The sequence below is a fragment of the Flexivirga sp. genome, assembly GCF_051955415.1.
Lineage (GTDB): Bacteria > Actinomycetota > Actinomycetes > Actinomycetales > Dermatophilaceae > Flexivirga.
Window position 1 is genome coordinate 1 of record NZ_JBQCGS010000083.1, and the last position, 14,277, is coordinate 14,277.

At 70.2% G+C, this 14,277-nt stretch carries 14 protein-coding genes, 3 tRNA genes and 1 pseudogene; 7 read left to right on the forward strand and 11 right to left on the reverse strand.

The annotated features are described in order from the left end of the window. A pseudogene (locus tag ACTHL4_RS14250) lies at positions 1–467 on the reverse strand (hypothetical protein); the annotation flags it as partial. Positions 468–658: 191 nt separating this feature from the next. Between ACTHL4_RS14250 and ACTHL4_RS14255 the strand changes: the two are divergent. From ACTHL4_RS14255 to purM, 3 genes are read left to right on the forward strand one after another with little or no spacing between them, the layout of a single operon-like run. Continuing rightward, entirely contained in the window at positions 659–931 is a 273-nt protein-coding gene (locus ACTHL4_RS14255) for a hypothetical protein (protein ID WP_440283426.1), read from the forward strand. A gap of 34 nt (positions 932–965) precedes the next feature. After that, positions 966–2,555, forward strand: coding sequence for an amidophosphoribosyltransferase (gene purF, locus ACTHL4_RS14260; RefSeq protein ID WP_440283427.1), 1,590 nt, complete (start codon positions 966–968; stop codon positions 2,553–2,555). A gap of 25 nt (positions 2,556–2,580) precedes the next feature. Continuing rightward, complete coding sequence (purM, locus tag ACTHL4_RS14265) at positions 2,581–3,687, forward strand: phosphoribosylformylglycinamidine cyclo-ligase (RefSeq protein WP_440283428.1); 1,107 nt, start codon at positions 2,581–2,583, stop codon at positions 3,685–3,687. A gap of 138 nt (positions 3,688–3,825) precedes the next feature. Here the strand turns inward: purM and ACTHL4_RS14270 are convergent, their stop codons facing one another. The 3 genes from ACTHL4_RS14270 to ACTHL4_RS14280 form a co-directional block, all read right to left on the reverse strand. Beyond that, on the reverse strand, positions 3,826–3,972 hold the full coding sequence (locus ACTHL4_RS14270; protein WP_440283429.1) for a DUF3073 family protein: 147 nt from the start codon (positions 3,970–3,972) through the stop codon (positions 3,826–3,828). Between the two features lie 225 nt (positions 3,973–4,197). Beyond that, entirely contained in the window at positions 4,198–4,845 is a 648-nt protein-coding gene (locus tag ACTHL4_RS14275) for a copper resistance CopC family protein (protein WP_440283430.1), read from the reverse strand. Between the two features lie 73 nt (positions 4,846–4,918). Next, positions 4,919–5,695 (reverse strand): DUF4352 domain-containing protein, encoded by a 777-nt coding sequence (locus ACTHL4_RS14280; RefSeq protein ID WP_440283431.1) that lies wholly within the window; start codon positions 5,693–5,695, stop codon positions 4,919–4,921. 162 nt (positions 5,696–5,857) lie between these two features. Here ACTHL4_RS14280 and ACTHL4_RS14285 point away from each other — a divergent pair, with 162 nt between their 5' ends. Then, complete coding sequence (locus ACTHL4_RS14285) at positions 5,858–7,120, forward strand: sensor histidine kinase (RefSeq protein ID WP_440283432.1); 1,263 nt, start codon at positions 5,858–5,860, stop codon at positions 7,118–7,120. Further along, on the forward strand, positions 7,113–7,781 hold the full coding sequence (locus ACTHL4_RS14290; RefSeq protein ID WP_440283433.1) for a response regulator transcription factor: 669 nt from the start codon (positions 7,113–7,115) through the stop codon (positions 7,779–7,781). The genes ACTHL4_RS14285 and ACTHL4_RS14290 overlap by 8 nt, the downstream gene beginning before the upstream one ends. A gap of 92 nt (positions 7,782–7,873) precedes the next feature. Here the strand turns inward: ACTHL4_RS14290 and ACTHL4_RS14295 are convergent. From ACTHL4_RS14295 to ACTHL4_RS14310, 4 genes are all read right to left on the reverse strand, one after another. Beyond that, positions 7,874–7,949: transfer RNA gene (locus ACTHL4_RS14295), tRNA-Phe, on the reverse strand. Positions 7,950–7,981: 32 nt separating this feature from the next. After that, positions 7,982–8,058: transfer RNA gene (locus ACTHL4_RS14300), tRNA-Asp, on the reverse strand. Positions 8,059–8,101: 43 nt separating this feature from the next. Next, positions 8,102–8,174 (reverse strand) — tRNA-Glu (locus tag ACTHL4_RS14305). Between the two features lie 101 nt (positions 8,175–8,275). Then, the gene (locus ACTHL4_RS14310) at positions 8,276–9,322 is read right to left on the reverse strand and encodes a PHP domain-containing protein (RefSeq protein ID WP_440283434.1); all 1,047 of its coding nucleotides are present in this window, start codon (positions 9,320–9,322) and stop codon (positions 8,276–8,278) included. A 41-nt stretch (positions 9,323–9,363) separates the two neighbouring features. Here ACTHL4_RS14310 and ACTHL4_RS14315 point away from each other — a divergent pair, with 41 nt between their 5' ends. Next, positions 9,364–9,831: a hypothetical protein gene (locus ACTHL4_RS14315; protein ID WP_440283435.1), complete on the forward strand. Its 468-nt coding sequence runs from the start codon at positions 9,364–9,366 to the stop codon at positions 9,829–9,831. 7 nt (positions 9,832–9,838) lie between these two features. Here ACTHL4_RS14315 and ACTHL4_RS14320 read toward each other — a convergent pair whose 3' ends face one another. The 3 genes from ACTHL4_RS14320 to ACTHL4_RS14330 form a co-directional block, all read right to left on the reverse strand. Further along, complete coding sequence (locus ACTHL4_RS14320) at positions 9,839–10,801, reverse strand: threo-3-hydroxy-L-aspartate ammonia-lyase (protein WP_440283436.1); 963 nt, start codon at positions 10,799–10,801, stop codon at positions 9,839–9,841. Positions 10,802–10,811: 10 nt separating this feature from the next. Then, positions 10,812–11,351, reverse strand: a complete 540-nt coding sequence (locus tag ACTHL4_RS14325) for a hypothetical protein (protein ID WP_440283437.1) — start codon at positions 11,349–11,351, stop codon at positions 10,812–10,814. Positions 11,352–11,413: 62 nt separating this feature from the next. After that, complete coding sequence (locus ACTHL4_RS14330) at positions 11,414–12,679, reverse strand: MFS transporter (protein ID WP_440283438.1); 1,266 nt, start codon at positions 12,677–12,679, stop codon at positions 11,414–11,416. A gap of 279 nt (positions 12,680–12,958) precedes the next feature. Here ACTHL4_RS14330 and ACTHL4_RS14335 point away from each other — a divergent pair, with 279 nt between their 5' ends. Continuing rightward, a complete protein-coding gene (locus ACTHL4_RS14335) occupies positions 12,959–14,200 on the forward strand; it encodes a hypothetical protein (protein WP_440283439.1) in 1,242 nt (413 codons plus the stop codon). The last annotated feature ends 77 nt before the right edge of the window (positions 14,201–14,277 follow it).

Here is a 14,277-nt window from a genome sequence, read left to right on the forward strand (position 1 = left end):
AGTGCGGGTGGCGGGGTGTCCCAGTCGTCGCCGGCGGAGGTGGCCGCGGGCGTCTCCTCGAGTGCGGGCGGCGGGGCGTCCCAGTCGTCGCCGGCGGAGGTGGCCGCGGGCGTCTCCTCGAGTGCGGGCGGCGGGGCGTCCCAGTCGTCGGCGGCCGGCTCGGCGACCGGTTCCGGAGCCGGCTCGGCTGCCGGTTTCGCAGGCGGTTCGGCCACCGACTCGGTGATCGACGCACTGGCCGCCGGCTGCACACTGGTGGCCGGCTCGTCATGGGTGTCGACCGAGTCCTGGGCGGGCGCGGCGCTCGCGAGCTGCCCCGGATCGACCGCCGGCTCTGCGCTGCTCAGCTTGTGATCACTGGTCACGCCGTCGATGCCAACCGAGCGACCGCCCTTCGGGTCGCGCAGCAGCAGCCACAGGACGACGGCCAGCACGACAATGATCAGGGCCAGGATCAGCCACACCATGAGCAATACCTCTGAGTTCGACGGTGATCCGACGGAGCGTTCGCCGGACGGGATCAACTAGCGCCTCACCCTAACGAGTCGCGATCGCGCTCGCCGCCGCGTCTCTACGCGCCGGTAACAACGCGATGTGCGAGGTCGCCCCGCGCAGGGCGGCGACATACCACTGAGCGCGCGCGGTTACCGTTCTGGGCGTGAACGAGCAGGAACGACCGACCGGCCCGCAGCGGAACCCACGCGTGGTCCGGCGCCGGGTGCGCCGTACCCCCAACTTCCTGCGGTTCATCATCACCGGAGCGGTCCTCGGTCTGATCGTCGGCGCGATCATCGGCAGCACCGGCCCGCAGACCGCGGGCTACTCCACCCGCACGGGTGTCGCGCTCATCGGCGCTCTACTGGCCGCGATCGGTGCGCTCGCCGGGGCGATCGTCGGGTTGATCCTGGAGCGCCTGCTGAACCGCCCGTGACCGAGCAGTCCGCCCGCCGTGTCACACTGGTGGCGTGGCGCGTGGAGATGGACGGCTGACGCACGATCTCTTCCCCGGTGAGAAGGCACCCCAGGACGAATGCGGTGTCTTCGGTGTCTGGGCTCCCGGTGAAGAGGTCTCCAAACTCACCTATTTCGGGCTCTATGCCCTGCAGCACCGCGGCCAGGAAGCCGCCGGCATGGCTGTCTCCGACGGCACGACCGTCGTCGTCTACAAGGACATGGGGCTGGTGTCGCAGGTCTTCGACGAGTCGAGCCTGACGTCGCTGCGCGGCCACCTGGCCATCGGCCACACCCGCTACTCGACCACCGGCGGCAGCACCTGGGAGAACGCCCAGCCGACCCTCGGCGGCAGCGACCGCGGCACGGTGGCACTGGCCCACAACGGCAACCTGATCAACTCGGCGGAGCTGCGGGAGCTGGTCGACGAGCAACTGGACGGTCGCGCGGCCCGTGGCGAACTCGCCCGCGGCAACACCTCCGACACCGCGCTGGTCACCGCGCTGCTCTCGGAGAACCCCGACAAGCCGCTCGAGGAGACCGCCCTGGAGGTGCTGCCCAAGCTGCGCGGCGCCTTCTGCTTCGTCTTCATGGACGAGCACACCCTGTATGCCGCCCGCGATCCGTATGGCGTCCGGCCGCTCGCCCTCGGCCGCCTCGACCGGGGGTGGGTCGTGGCGTCCGAGACGGCAGCGCTGCAGACGATCGGCGCCAGCGTGGTGCGCGAGGTCGAGCCCGGTGAACTCATCGCGATCGACGAATACGGGCTGCGCAGCCACAAGTTCGCCACCCCGACCCCCAAGGGCTGCGTCTTCGAATACGTCTACTTGGCCCGCCCGGACGCCGTCATTCGCGACCGCGTCGTGCACGAGGCGCGAGTGGAGATGGGCCGGGTGCTCGCCCGCGAGCACCCGGTGGATGCCGACCTCGTCATCGGCGTCCCCGAGTCCGGGGTGCCCGCCGCGACCGGCTACGCGCAGGAGTCCGGCATACCGTTCGGCCAGGGCTTCGTGAAGAACGCCTATGTCGGCCGCACCTTCATCCAGCCCAGTCAGACGCTGCGCCAGCTCGGCATCCGGCTGAAGCTCAACGCCCTGCAGCACGCGGTGAAGGGCAAGCGGGTGTTGGTCGTCGACGACTCCATCGTGCGCGGCAACACCCAGCGCGCCCAGATCCGGATGCTGCGCGAGGCGGGCGCGGCCGAGGTGCACGTCCGCATCTCCTCGCCGCCGGTGAAGTGGCCCTGCTTCTACGGCATCGACTTCGCCACCCGCGCCGAACTCATCGCGACCGGCCTCGGTGTGGAGGAGATCTGCTCGTCCATCGGCGCCGACTCGCTCGGCTACATCTCCGAGGCCGGCATGATCGCCGCGACCAAGCAGCCGAAGCGGGAGCTGTGCAGTGCCTGTTTCACTGGCGAATACCCGATCGAACTGCCCGAGGACGGCCGGATCGGCAAGCACGTGCTGGAGACGCTGCCGATCGACGTGCGCACCGGACACGACAGCTCCATCGACGTCGCCGACCAGGACCGGCGCAGCGACGCCGAGGGTGTGTCGATCGGTTTGTCCGGTGGCGCCGAGAACTCCCTGTTGCAGCCCTGATCCGTCATACCCCCGAAGGACTCCGATGACCGACTCCCCGCAGATCACGTATGCCGCAGCCGGTGTCGACGTCGAGGCGGGTGACAAGGCGGTCGAGCTGATGAAGGAGTCGGTCCGCCGCGCCACCCGGCCGGAGGTGATCGGCGGCCTCGGCGGCTTCGCCGGCCTCTTCGACGCGTCCGCGATCGCCCGGTTCGCGCACCCGGTCCTGGCGACGTCCACCGACGGCGTGGGCACCAAGGTTGCCATCGCCCAGGCGATGGACGTGCACCACACCATCGGCTTCGACCTGGTCGGCATGGTCGTCGACGACATCGTGGTGTGCGGCGCCGAGCCATTGTTCATGACCGACTACATCGCCACCGGGAAGGTGGTGCCTGAACGCATCGCCGCGATCGTGCAGGGCATCGCGGCCGCGTGCGAGCAGGCCAACGTGGCCCTCGTCGGCGGCGAGACCGCCGAGCACCCGGGACTGCTGGAGCCGAGCGAGTACGACGTGGCCGGTGCCGCCACCGGCGCCGTCGAACGGGCCGACCTGCTCACCCCCGACCTGGTGCGGGCCGGTGACGTGGTGCTCGGGGTGCCGTCCAGCGGGCTGCACTCCAACGGGTTCTCGCTGGTGCGTCGCGTCATCGCGTCGGCCGGCTGGTCGCTGGACCGCGACGTGCCGGAGTTCGGCCGCACCCTCGGTGAGGAGCTGCTCACGCCGACCCGGGTGTATGCCGCCGACCTGCTGCAGCTGGTCCGGGAGCTGCCGGTGCACGCCCTCTCGCACGTGACCGGCGGGGGATTGGCCGCCAACCTGGCCCGGGTGCTGCCGACCGGGCTGACCGCCGTGGTCGACCGCAGCAGTTGGACGCCGCCGGCGGTCTTCTCGGTCATCGGCGAGCTGGGCAACGTCCCCCAGGAGGACATCGAGCGCACCCTCAACCAGGGCGTCGGCTTCGCCGTGGTGCTTCCCGAGGCGGCCGTCGACGACGCGCTCGCGCTGCTGGCCGCGCGTGACCTGCCGAGCTGGGTCATGGGCACCGTCCGGGCCACCGACGAGGTCGATGCCAGCGGCGTCGAGATCGTCAGCGGCGCGAAGGGCGCGCAGTCCGGCGGGGCTCAGCTGATCGGTGTCCACGGCTGAGGGAGTGACTGCACGCCGCGACGTGCAGTCGCGGCGGGTGCGTCATACCCAGGATGGGCGGAACAGACCGATCCACGGACCGACGGTCCGTGGATGCGGTGAGTGTGGTGTGGTGCCCCCGGTCAGCAGGGGGCAGGGTCAATCGCGGTGCGACGCCCAGTCGGCGTAGTCGCCGTAGTCGTCGTCATCACGCGACTCGTCGGCTTCCTCCGCACCGTGCTGAGACTTCGCGCGAAGTTCGCGCTCGAGTGCATTCAGATCCGTGTCGGGAGAGAAGTACTTCAACTCCCGGGCTACCTTGGTCTGCTTTGCCTTGGCCCGGCCGCGCCCCATGGCGAGACCCCCTCGTGTGTGTTGCCGGGGTGCGACCCGACGGGAACCCGCGCATGCGCGAGACCGCCCTCGGACCCCGGGATCCTCGGTCTATGTCGTGAGGTAAACGGTACCTCAGCCGCCGGACATTCCCAGCATCGACCGGCACCTGTCGCGCAGATCCGATGACGGGGCGGGTCACAGGTCGGAGTCGTCGTCCCGGGAGCGCAGCCGGATCAGCGCCGCGACACCGCCGACCACGATGAGCGCGGCGACCGTCAGGACGATGATCAGCAGCGGCTCGTTGTTGGTCCGGTCGGTCGGGCGCTGGAAGGTCGGCACCGACGTGGAGTAGCTGGTGTCGTCCGACGTCGACCCGCTGCTGCGCTCGAGCCCGCCGGTGGCGCTGGAACTGCCCGTCCCGGCGGTCCTGCCGGCGCTCGTGTCCGGACTGCGCGTGCTGGCTGCTGCCGCGTCGACCGAAAAGTTGAAGTTGCCGGTGGCCGGATGCCCGTCGGAGGACGTCACCCGCCATACGACCCGGACGGTGCCCGGCGTCGTGGTCGCCTTGAGTCGCTGCGTGACCACGGTGTCGTTGACGACCGGTTCACCGAGCTGCAGCTGCGCGCCGGATGCATCGGTGACCTGGATGGCCGTGCCGGTCGCGTTGATGCCGTCGCTGAACGTCAGCCGCAGGGACGTCGGCGCCGCGCGCAGGTCGGTGCCCGCGGCGGGATTGGAACCGACCAGCGAAGCGTGGGCCAGGGCCTGTCCCGTGCCGGCCGGCCAGGCCGCGAGCAGCAGCGGCAGGACGAGGAGGCCGAGACGGGGATGCAGAAGACGCATGGGCCCGATTAGAACATCGGCTGTGCCGATCGGGCCCATGCGCCGGTCCTGGCGGTGTGTCTCGGACCTCCGGTCAGTGCAACCGGACGGTCTTGCTGTCCTTGAACAGGCCTCCGCTGAAGTCGATGGCCGTGGCTTGCACGCCGACCGGCATGTCGTAGACCAGGATGCCGTCGACGGCGTTGCCCGGGTTGATCTGCGCCAGCCAGACGTCGTTGTCGTCCATCACCAGCTCGGCACCGCTGTCGGGGCTGTAGGTCTTGTTGTCGGCGTCCTTGATCTTCTGCTCCGAATCCAGCAGCGTCTCGGAGTCGTTGCCGACATTGCGGACCGTGACGTACACCAGCGTGAAGCGGCCCTGCGCCTTCTGCGCCATGAAGTCCTGGCCGACCTGGGCCTGGTTGCGCACCACCTTGGTGACGGTGAACTGCAGATTGCCCGACTTCACCGGGTCGCCGATGCCCGGCGCGGTGTCCTTCGCCGGCTCGGCGGCTGCGCTCGTCGGCTTCGCCGAGGTGGCGGACTTCGCCGGCGCCGCGCTGCCGCCGGCCGCAGAGCCGTCCGCCGAGCCGGCCGCAGAGTGCGAGGCTGTGGTGGTCGGAGCCGGGTCGGAGGCCCCGCCACTCGCGGTGGCCGCCGTGGCGATCACCACGACGGCGGCCAGCCCGCACAGCCCGGTCAGGATCTTGTGCCGGGCGAACCAGTTGGCCTTCTTGGGTGCCGGACCGGGCGGCACGGGCGGGTAGGGCCCGCCGGCGTACGGCGGTTGGCCGCTCCACTGGGTGGGGTTCTGCTGCTGGTGTCGTGAGGTGTTGTGGGCGCCGTGGTCGGGGCCGTCGTGCTGGGTCATCGGGTGCTCCTCCGCTTGTCGTTCTCCGATGGCCTCAGTGGACCGCGGCGGCGGGGTGGCGCACTTCCGGCGACCGGCTCGACATACCTCCGCCGAACGGGGGAGGTGGTGATCGCCGACCGGTGGATATGCGCCGTCCGAGGCGGGCCCTAGAGTGCGGCCATGACGACCGCAGCCGACGCATCCTGGTGGCGATCGTCGCGCGTGCGGCGTGGCGCGGTCACCACCGTGATCGTGCTGTTGTGCGCCGGCACGCAGATCAGCACGTCGGCATACGTGCAGTACCGCCACGACGGCATCACCGACCGCGCGGTCGCCGATGCGACTCAGTCGTCCGGCCGCTTCATCCTCCTCGGCCTGGTCGGTGTTCTCGCCGGTGTCGCGCTCGTCTGGCGGCACCGGTGGCCGGTGTGGATCTCCCTCGGCATCAGCACGCTGACCATCGCCCTGCCGCTGGACGCCATCACCCCGCTGTTCGCGCTGTATGCCCTGCTGCTCGTCGCGTCGGGGCCCTGGTTGTGGGCCTGCCTGGCCGTGGCGACCGGTGCGGAGCTGGCGAGCGTATGGCGCGACGGCACCGGCAGTCAGGTGTCGTCGTGGGCCCGCAGCATGTTCTCGATGGACGACGCCACGCGCTTTCCGTGGTGGCTCGTGGTGCTGGAGACGGTGATCCTGCTCGCGATCACGGTCGGGGCCGCGATGCTGGTGCGCAGCCGCAGGGCGCTGCGGGTGAGCGAGGTCAAGGAAGGCCGCGCCGAGACCAAACTGCACGCGCTGGGTGAGGAGGTGGCGCGCCAGGCAGAGCGCGAACGGATCGCCCGGGAGGTGCATGACGTGCTCGGCCACCGGCTGTCGCTGCTGTCGCTGCACGCCTCCGGTCTGGAGCTGGCCGCCGAGGACCCCAAGCTGGCCCGGAGCGCCGCACTGGTGCGGGAGGGCGCCCAGGAGTCCATGGACGACCTGCGTTCGTTGCTCGCGGTGCTGCGGCAGCCGGGCTCCCCGGACATCAGCGCCACGCTGCCGACGCTGGTCGACCTTCCCCGGCTGATCGACGAGTCGCTGGCGGCCGGCAGCCCCGTCGCGGCGACCGTCTTCCTCGATCACGGCGCCGACCTGCACGACCAGGTCGGTCGCAGCGCCTACCGGATCACCCAGGAACTGCTCACCAACGCACGCAAGCACGCCCCCGGCGCACCGGTCCGGCTGCAGATCGAGGGCGGCCCGGAGCGTGGGCTGCAGATCGGCACGGCCAACCGGGCGCCCGACCCGGCCGACCACACCATCCGGCCCGGCAACGGGCTGACCGGCATGCACGAGCGGGTGCAGCAGGCCGGCGGCGAGTCGTGGGTGTGGGTGGACGACGAGGGCGCCTTCCGGACGCTGGTCCGGCTGCCCTGGCGATCGAGAGGAGCCACTGGTGAGTGACGCGCAGGTGCAGCCGATCAGGGTGCTGCTGATCGACGACGACCCGCTGGTGTGTGCGGGGCTGGAGCTGATCCTGTCCAGCACCGACGACATCGAGGTGGTCGGCACTGCGGGCGACGGCGACGAGGCGGTCGCAGCCGTGCAGCGACACTTCCCGGACGTCGTCCTGCTCGACGTGCGCATGCAGCGCCTCGACGGCATCGCGGCAACCGCGGCGCTGCGTGCGCTGCCCCAGACGCCGCGGGTGATCGTGCTGACGACGTTCGACGCCGACGACGTGGTGATGCGGGCGATCTCGGCCGGTGCAGCCGGCTTCCTGCTCAAGACCGCCCCGGCGCCCACCATCATCGCCGCCATCCGCAACGTCCATGCCGGTGACGGCGCGCTGTCGCCACGCAGCGTGCGCCGGGTGTTCGAGCAGATCAACGACCGTCATACGAGCGAACACACCGCGGCGCGCGAGGCGATCGGCATGCTCACCGAACGCGAGCTCGAGGTGGTGCAACTCGTCGGCGAGGGGCTGAGCAACCAGGAGATCGGCGCCCGGCTGTATGTCGGGGAGGCGACCGTCAAGACGCATCTGTCCGCGGCCCAGCGCAAGCTCGGCATCGAAGGGCGCGTGCGGCTGGCGGTGTTCGCCTCGAAGGCGGGCCTGGTCTGAGGCCGGGCCGGCCGGCATACCGACCGACCCGCAGTCCGCAGACGACAACGGACCCGTCCGAGGACGGGTCCGTTGTGCGGCCAGTGCGACCGTGGTGGCCAGAGACGGGGTCGAACCGCCGACCTAGCGATTTTCAGTCGCTCGCTCTACCAACTGAGCTATCTGGCCTTGTGGCTGTCTAACGTCCCTCCGAGAAGGGATGGCGACCCCGACGGGACTCGAACCCGCGACCTCCGCCGTGACAGGGCGGCGCGCTAACCAACTGCGCTACGGGGCCTTGCGGCCTTCCTGCATCCTGCATCATCACCATGAGTGATGCGTATCCCCAACGGGATTCGAACCCGTGCTACCGCCGTGAAAGGGCGGGGTCCTAGGCCGCTAGACGATGGGGACTACATCTTCGACGACCAGTCCTGTCGCTCAGCGCACCTCGGCTGGTGTCGAGGACTAGAGAACTATAAAGGAGCGTTGGGCGATCCGCCAAAACGAGGTCCTCAGGACCTCGCCGCCCAGCGCAGCAGGTCCCTCTTGGGCCAGGTGTTGACGATGCGTTCGAGCGGGATCTGCAGCCGTTCGGCGCGTTCGCAGCCGTACTCCACGAAGTCCAACTGCCCGGGCGCATGGGCGTCGCTGTCGATGGAGAAGAGGCAGCCGGCGTCGAGCGCGAGCGCGATCAGATCGTCCGGCGGGTCTTGGCGTTCGGGCCGGGAATTGATCTCGACCGCGACACCGTGCGCGGCGCATTCGGCGAAGACCGCCGCTGCATCGAAGCTGGACTGCTCGCGCCGCAGCGCCTTGCCGCGGCGTTCGCCGTCGACCATCCGTCCGGTGCAGTGGCCTAGGATGTTGGTGCTCGGGTTGCGGACCGCGCCGATCATCCGGCGGGTCATCGGCGCCTTGGCCATCTTCAGTTTCGAGTGCACGGACGCGACGCGTACGTCGAGCTTGTCGAGCATGGCGTCGGTCTGGTCGAGGGTGCCGTCGTCCAGGATGTCGACCTCGATCCCCTTGAGCAGCGTGAAGTCACCGGTGCGTTCGTTGATCCGGTCGATCAGTGCCAACTGCTTGGTCAGCCGCTCGGCACTGAGCCCGTTGGCCACCCGCAACGACGGTGAATGATCGGTCAACACTTGGTATTCATGGCCGAGTTCCATTGCGGTCGCGACCATTTCGGGGATCGGTGAGCCGCCGTCGCTCCAGTCGGAGTGGCTGTGGCAGTCGCCGCGCAGCGCCTCCCGGTAGCGCTCGCCGCCGTCGGCCAGGCGTTCGGGTGACTTCTCCTCCAGGCTGGTCAGGTATGCCGGCCGGTCGCCGCCCAGTGCTTCCCGGATGACCGCCTCGGTCGACTTCCCGATGCCCGGCAACTCGGCGAGGGTGCCCGCCCGTGCGCGGTTCTCGAGCTCGTCGCGCGGTGTCGCCACCACGGTGTCGGCCGCCTGACGGAAGGCCTTGAGGCGATAGGTGCCTGCACGGGATCGCTCCAGCAGGAACGCGATCCGGCGCAGTGCGTCGAGGGGCTCGATGGTGGTGTCGTCCGGCATACGCCCAGCTTGCCGGACGAGCGGGCCGTAGGCTGCCAGCCGTGCGGATCTGGATCGAGTTGCCCCTGCTGGTGGCGGGCGTTGCTTGGGCGTGGTGGGTGCGCCGGCGCATGCAACAAGGTCAGCTGCGCTGGCTGATCCGGGCAGCCGCGCAGAGCACCAGCCGCGCGCGCACTCTGACCGTGAGCAGCCAGCTGATCGCAGCCGTGCTGGCCATCGTCCTACTCGTGGTCGCGCTGTGGGCGGAGCAGGTCTATCGCGCCTTCTGGATCCGAATTCCGCTGGCACTGTTGGTGATCTCTGTCTATGTTCCGTTCGCAACGCAGCTCGCATCGGTGCGGTTCCGGCTGGGCACGTTGCGCCGTTCACCCGAAGAAAGGATGGTCGAGCTCGGTGCGCGACCGCCCGTCGCCGAAGCGATCGGTCGTGCCGGGCGGCCGTTCGCGTTCGTGGGTTCGCTGATCTTCCTGGCGTCGATCGCGGTCCTTGCCTGGCACCACGTGCGCTGAGGGAGTCTCAGCGCGACGACAGCAGGCCGGCGAAACGATCCAGGTCGATGTTGCCGCCGGACAGGATCACCCCGACCTTCGCGCCTGGCATGTCCGGAGCCAGCGTGCGGGCCGCGGCCAGCGCCAGTGCCCCGGTGGGCTCGACGACCAGTTTGCAGGTGTGCGCCAGTGACCGCATCGACGCCACGAGTTCATCATCACCGACTCGCACGATGTCCTCGACGAGCTCGCGGATGATCGGAAAGGTCAACTCGCCCAGCGCCGTGGTCTGGGCACCGTCAGCCAGCGTCTGCGGCACCGGGATGCGGACGATGTGCCCTGCGTCGAACGACTGCTTGCCGTCGTCACCGGCGGCCGGCTCTGCGCCGAAGACCCTTGTCCCACCTCGCTTCCCGCGGACCGCGACGGCCGTGCCGCTGAGCAGTCCGCCGCCACCGAGCGGTGCGATCACGACATCGAGATCCGGCACCTCCTCCAGCAACTCCAGGGCCGCGGTGCCCTGCCCGGCGGCGATGTGCGGATGGTCGAACGGTGGTATGACGGTGCGACCGTCCCGCGCGGCCAACTCGGCGGCGATCGCCGCACGGTCCTCGGTCTGCCGGTCGTAGAGGACGACCTCGGCGCCATACCCCTTGGTGGCGGTGAGCTTGATCCTCGGCGCGTCCGTCGGCATCACGATCGTCGCCGGCATGCCCAACAGCCGGGCGGCCAACGCCACCGCCTGCGCGTGATTCCCAGAGGAGAAGGCGACGACCCCGGCGGCGCGTGCCGCATCGTCCAGCCGGCTGAGCGCGTTGTAGGCGCCGCGAAACTTGAAAGCGCCCATCCGCTGCAGGTTCTCGCACTTCACGTGCAGTGAGACGCCCAGCTCGGCGTCCAGCCGTGCCGAGGTCACGACCGGTGTGCGGTGTGCGACGCCGTCCAGCCGGCGCGCGGCGTCCTCGACGTCGGCGAACTCGAACGTCGTCATCGGGTTCCTGTCATCGGGTCTCTTCGGGACGGCTGTCGCGCTCGGTCTCGGTCGCTGCGTCGGGACCGGACGTCGACGTCGGCAACGCCGGGTTGGCCGGCTTGGCGCTCGGCGGCGCTTTCGGGCCGGTGGGTGCGGTGGCCGCCGGTGCGTCGTGCCGTGCCCGGTCCTGCACGGTCTTGACGGCGAACAGGACGGCGACGACGCCCGCTGCCATGAGCAGCCGCGGGTGCTTCACACCGCGCTTGACCAGGAACTGCTCGATCCGGTCGTCGGCCTTCATACCGAGGCCGGAGGTGACCAGCATCAGCCCGCCGGTGGCGGCGGCGAGCACGTCGCTGGCGCTGACAGCCTTGTGCAGCGGGTGGTCGTCGGGCAGGTCGTCACCGCGGACGACGAAGAAGAGCGACCCGGCCGTCCCGGCGGTGTTCGCCCAGCGCAGGCCGCGCCGCGCCCACTTCGGGAAGCGCGCGGGCTGGATCAGCGTGATGACGCCGGCCGTCGCGGCCGACGCGAGGTTGAGGGCAGTGGTCTGCTTGGAGGACGCCATGGCAAAACCCTAGAGCGTGCTCGGGCGCGGGCAGTTGTCGCCCGAGGACGGCGACGGTGGGCTCAGGCGGCTCGTGTCGCCGCCGACCGACGGTTGTCGCCCGGCTGCAGGGTCTGCGCGGCGGCGTGTGCCCGCCGCAGCAACGGGCCGGCCAGCACGGCGAGCACACAGGCGAGGCCACCGGCGGTGACGGTGACGGCGAACGCGGCGGTCGCGCCGGACACGTCACCGAGTCGTCCGGCGACGGCGGCGCCGACGGCATACCCCAGTCCGGTGGCGGCAGCCAGCAGCGTCATCGCGGCGCCGGTGCGCGACGGAGGTGTCAGCTGCTCGCCGAGGGTGAAGGTGGTGATCATGTATGGCGCCACGCAGCACCCGAGCACGATCAGCACCGGGCACAGCAGGGCCAGGGAGTGCACCAGCAGCAGCGGCGACGCCAGCACGAACAGGCCGGCCGCTGTCACCCGCCAGCGGGTCACGTAGCCGATCCGCGCCGGCAGCGCTGCCATGCTCAGCCCCGCCGCGACGCTGCCGACGCCCAGCAGTGCCTGGACGAGGCCGGCCACCCCGCCGTGTCCGGCGTCGGTCGCGATGACGGTCGTGCCGGTCTGCACCGAGCCGAAGATCATCCCGATGATCAGTTGTGCCAGCAGCAGCGTCCCCAGCGCGGGAGTCAGCAGCCGCCCGGCCGCGGCGACCCCGGTGCGGGAGGAGCGCAGCCGCGCCGTCGGGTGGATGGCGAACCACGTGCCGAAGACGGCGAGCAGGGCCGCGGCGGTGCAGATGCCGACGCCCGGGTCGACGACCGCAGCGATCGACCCGACGAGGGCCGGGCCCAGCACGAACGACGCCTCGTCGGCCGAGCCCTCGTAGGAGAAGGCGGTGTCGATCAGCCGGACCGCCGAGCCGGGGCGGTCGCTGGAGGTGATGATCGGACGCCAGCGGACGCGTGCCAGCGGCCCGGCCTGCGGGATGAAGAAGCCGCCGACCGCGGCCGCGACGGCCGCCCACCCCCACGAGATGCCGCTCTCGGCGGCGATCACGACAGCGATCAGGCCCAGGGCGCTGATGACCGACTGGACGAGCACCACGGATCGCTGGCCGAGCCGGTCGGACACGGCGCCGAGCACCGGGGCACCGGCCGCGTTGGCGACGGCGAGCGCACCCGCCGTGGCACCACCGGCTCCGTAGCTGCCGGTGGTGTGCGCGACGAGCAACAGCACGCCCATCTGGCTCATCGCCAGGGGCAAGCGGGCGAGGAACGCCACGACGATGTAGGTGCGTCCGGTCAGGCCGAAGAGGTGACGGTATGACGCGACGGGTGACACGGGGGAGGCCTTTCGGGTCGTGCAGCGCCCTTCGGCACTGCGTCGGAGGTCGGCAGAAGCCGACGCGCGACTTCCCGCCTCCAGTCGCGCCGGACCCTTCACTGAACGGGTCCCAGTCTACCGCCGATCCGCCCGGTCACCGACCGCGTCGCTCGCGGCCGGGCGTTCGCCGCGAACGCGGCGCGGTGCCTTGGGATTCGGGGCCTGGTTTGCGACCGTGGTCACGGACATCGCCGTCTCGGAGGGATGTCCGGCAACCCGAGGGGAGTTGGGGAGCAGATGGCGACGGTTTCCAGGCGGGACGCCCTGGCCGCGGGTGCCGCGGTCGGTGCGGCGGCGGTGCTCGGTGGGTGCGGCATCAGCGGTGGTGGCGCAGGGGCGCGCCATACGCCCGGAGGCGGTCGGTCGTCCGCCGGGACGCCGCATGCGTCCACCTCGTCGTCCCCGGCCGTGCGGCTGATCGGCGACGGCTCGACGTCCGACACCGGTCGGCAGCCGCACCAGCCGGTCGCGCAGCGCCTGGTGCCGGGACAGACGCCACCGCAGTTCGTGGTGATCTCCTGGGACGGTGCCGGCGAGATCAGTGGGCTCAACCTGCTGTCCCATTTCCGCGAGGTGGCGCGCGACACCGGTGCCTCGATGACGCTCTTCCTGTCCGGTCTCTTCCTGCTGCCACGCAGCCACAAGGATCTCTACCACCCGCCGCGGCACCGGGTCGGCGCCTCCGACATCGGCTATTTGGAGGACGAGGACATCCACGCCACGATCCAGAACATCGGCGAAGCCTGGCGCGAGGGCCACGAGATCGGCACTCATTTCAACGGTCATTTCTGTGGGCCGCGCGGTGTGCAGCAGTGGTCGCCCGCCGACTGGAAGAGTGAGATCGAGCAGGCGAAGTACTTCGTCGAACATTGGCGCAGCACCACCGGATTCACCGACCTGCCGCCGCTGCCCTTCGACTACGACAAGGAACTCGTGGGCGGCCGCACGCCGTGCCTCGAGGGTGCGGACAACCTGCGGGTCACGGCGTCGAAGCTGGGCTGGCGTTACGACAGCAGCAAGACCGGCATCCAGATGTGGCCGTCGAAGGATCGCAATCTGTGGGATCTGTCGATGCAGTCGATCCCGTTCGCCGGGCACACCGGGCAGGTGATCTCGATGGACTACAACATCATGTACAACCAGACCGGCGGCACCACCCGCGGCACACCGTCGCGGCGCCCCGGCTGGCAGCAGGAGGCGGTGGACACCTACCTGGCCGGTTTCCGGCGCGCCTACGACTCCAACCGGGCACCACTGATCATCGGCAACCACTTCGAGGGCTGGAACGGCGGCATCTACATGACGGCCGTCGAGCAGGTGATGCGCAAGATCGCCACCTACCCGGACGCCCGCATCGTGTCCTTCCGGCAACTGGTCGACTGGATCGAGGCACAGGACCCGGCGGTGTTGGCCAAGCTGCGAACGGTGCCCTTCGGTGTTCGACCGCCGGGCGGATGGAAGCAGTTCCTGGCGGCCTAGCGGCGTGGCGGTCTTGCGTGCGGCGAGTCGCGCACTGGATGCTGAGGTGAATCTCTCACTCCTGGAGGCGATGTCCG

Excerpts from the sequence above, each read along its gene's own strand:
- ACTHL4_RS14335 (WP_440283439.1), top strand. The coding sequence starts at position 12,959 with ATGGCGACGGTTTCCAGGCGGGACGCCCTGGCCGCGGGTGCCGCGGTC.
- ACTHL4_RS14285 (WP_440283432.1), top strand. The coding sequence starts at position 5,858 with ATGACGACCGCAGCCGACGCATCCTGGTGGCGATCGTCGCGCGTGCGG.
- ACTHL4_RS14280 (WP_440283431.1), bottom strand. The coding sequence starts at position 5,695 with ATGACCCAGCACGACGGCCCCGACCACGGCGCCCACAACACCTCACGA.
- purM (WP_440283428.1), top strand. The coding sequence starts at position 2,581 with ATGACCGACTCCCCGCAGATCACGTATGCCGCAGCCGGTGTCGACGTC.
- ACTHL4_RS14275 (WP_440283430.1), bottom strand. The coding sequence starts at position 4,845 with ATGCGTCTTCTGCATCCCCGTCTCGGCCTCCTCGTCCTGCCGCTGCTG.
- ACTHL4_RS14310 (WP_440283434.1), bottom strand. The coding sequence starts at position 9,322 with ATGCCGGACGACACCACCATCGAGCCCCTCGACGCACTGCGCCGGATC.
- ACTHL4_RS14325 (WP_440283437.1), bottom strand. The coding sequence starts at position 11,351 with ATGGCGTCCTCCAAGCAGACCACTGCCCTCAACCTCGCGTCGGCCGCG.
- ACTHL4_RS14320 (WP_440283436.1), bottom strand. The coding sequence starts at position 10,801 with ATGACGACGTTCGAGTTCGCCGACGTCGAGGACGCCGCGCGCCGGCTG.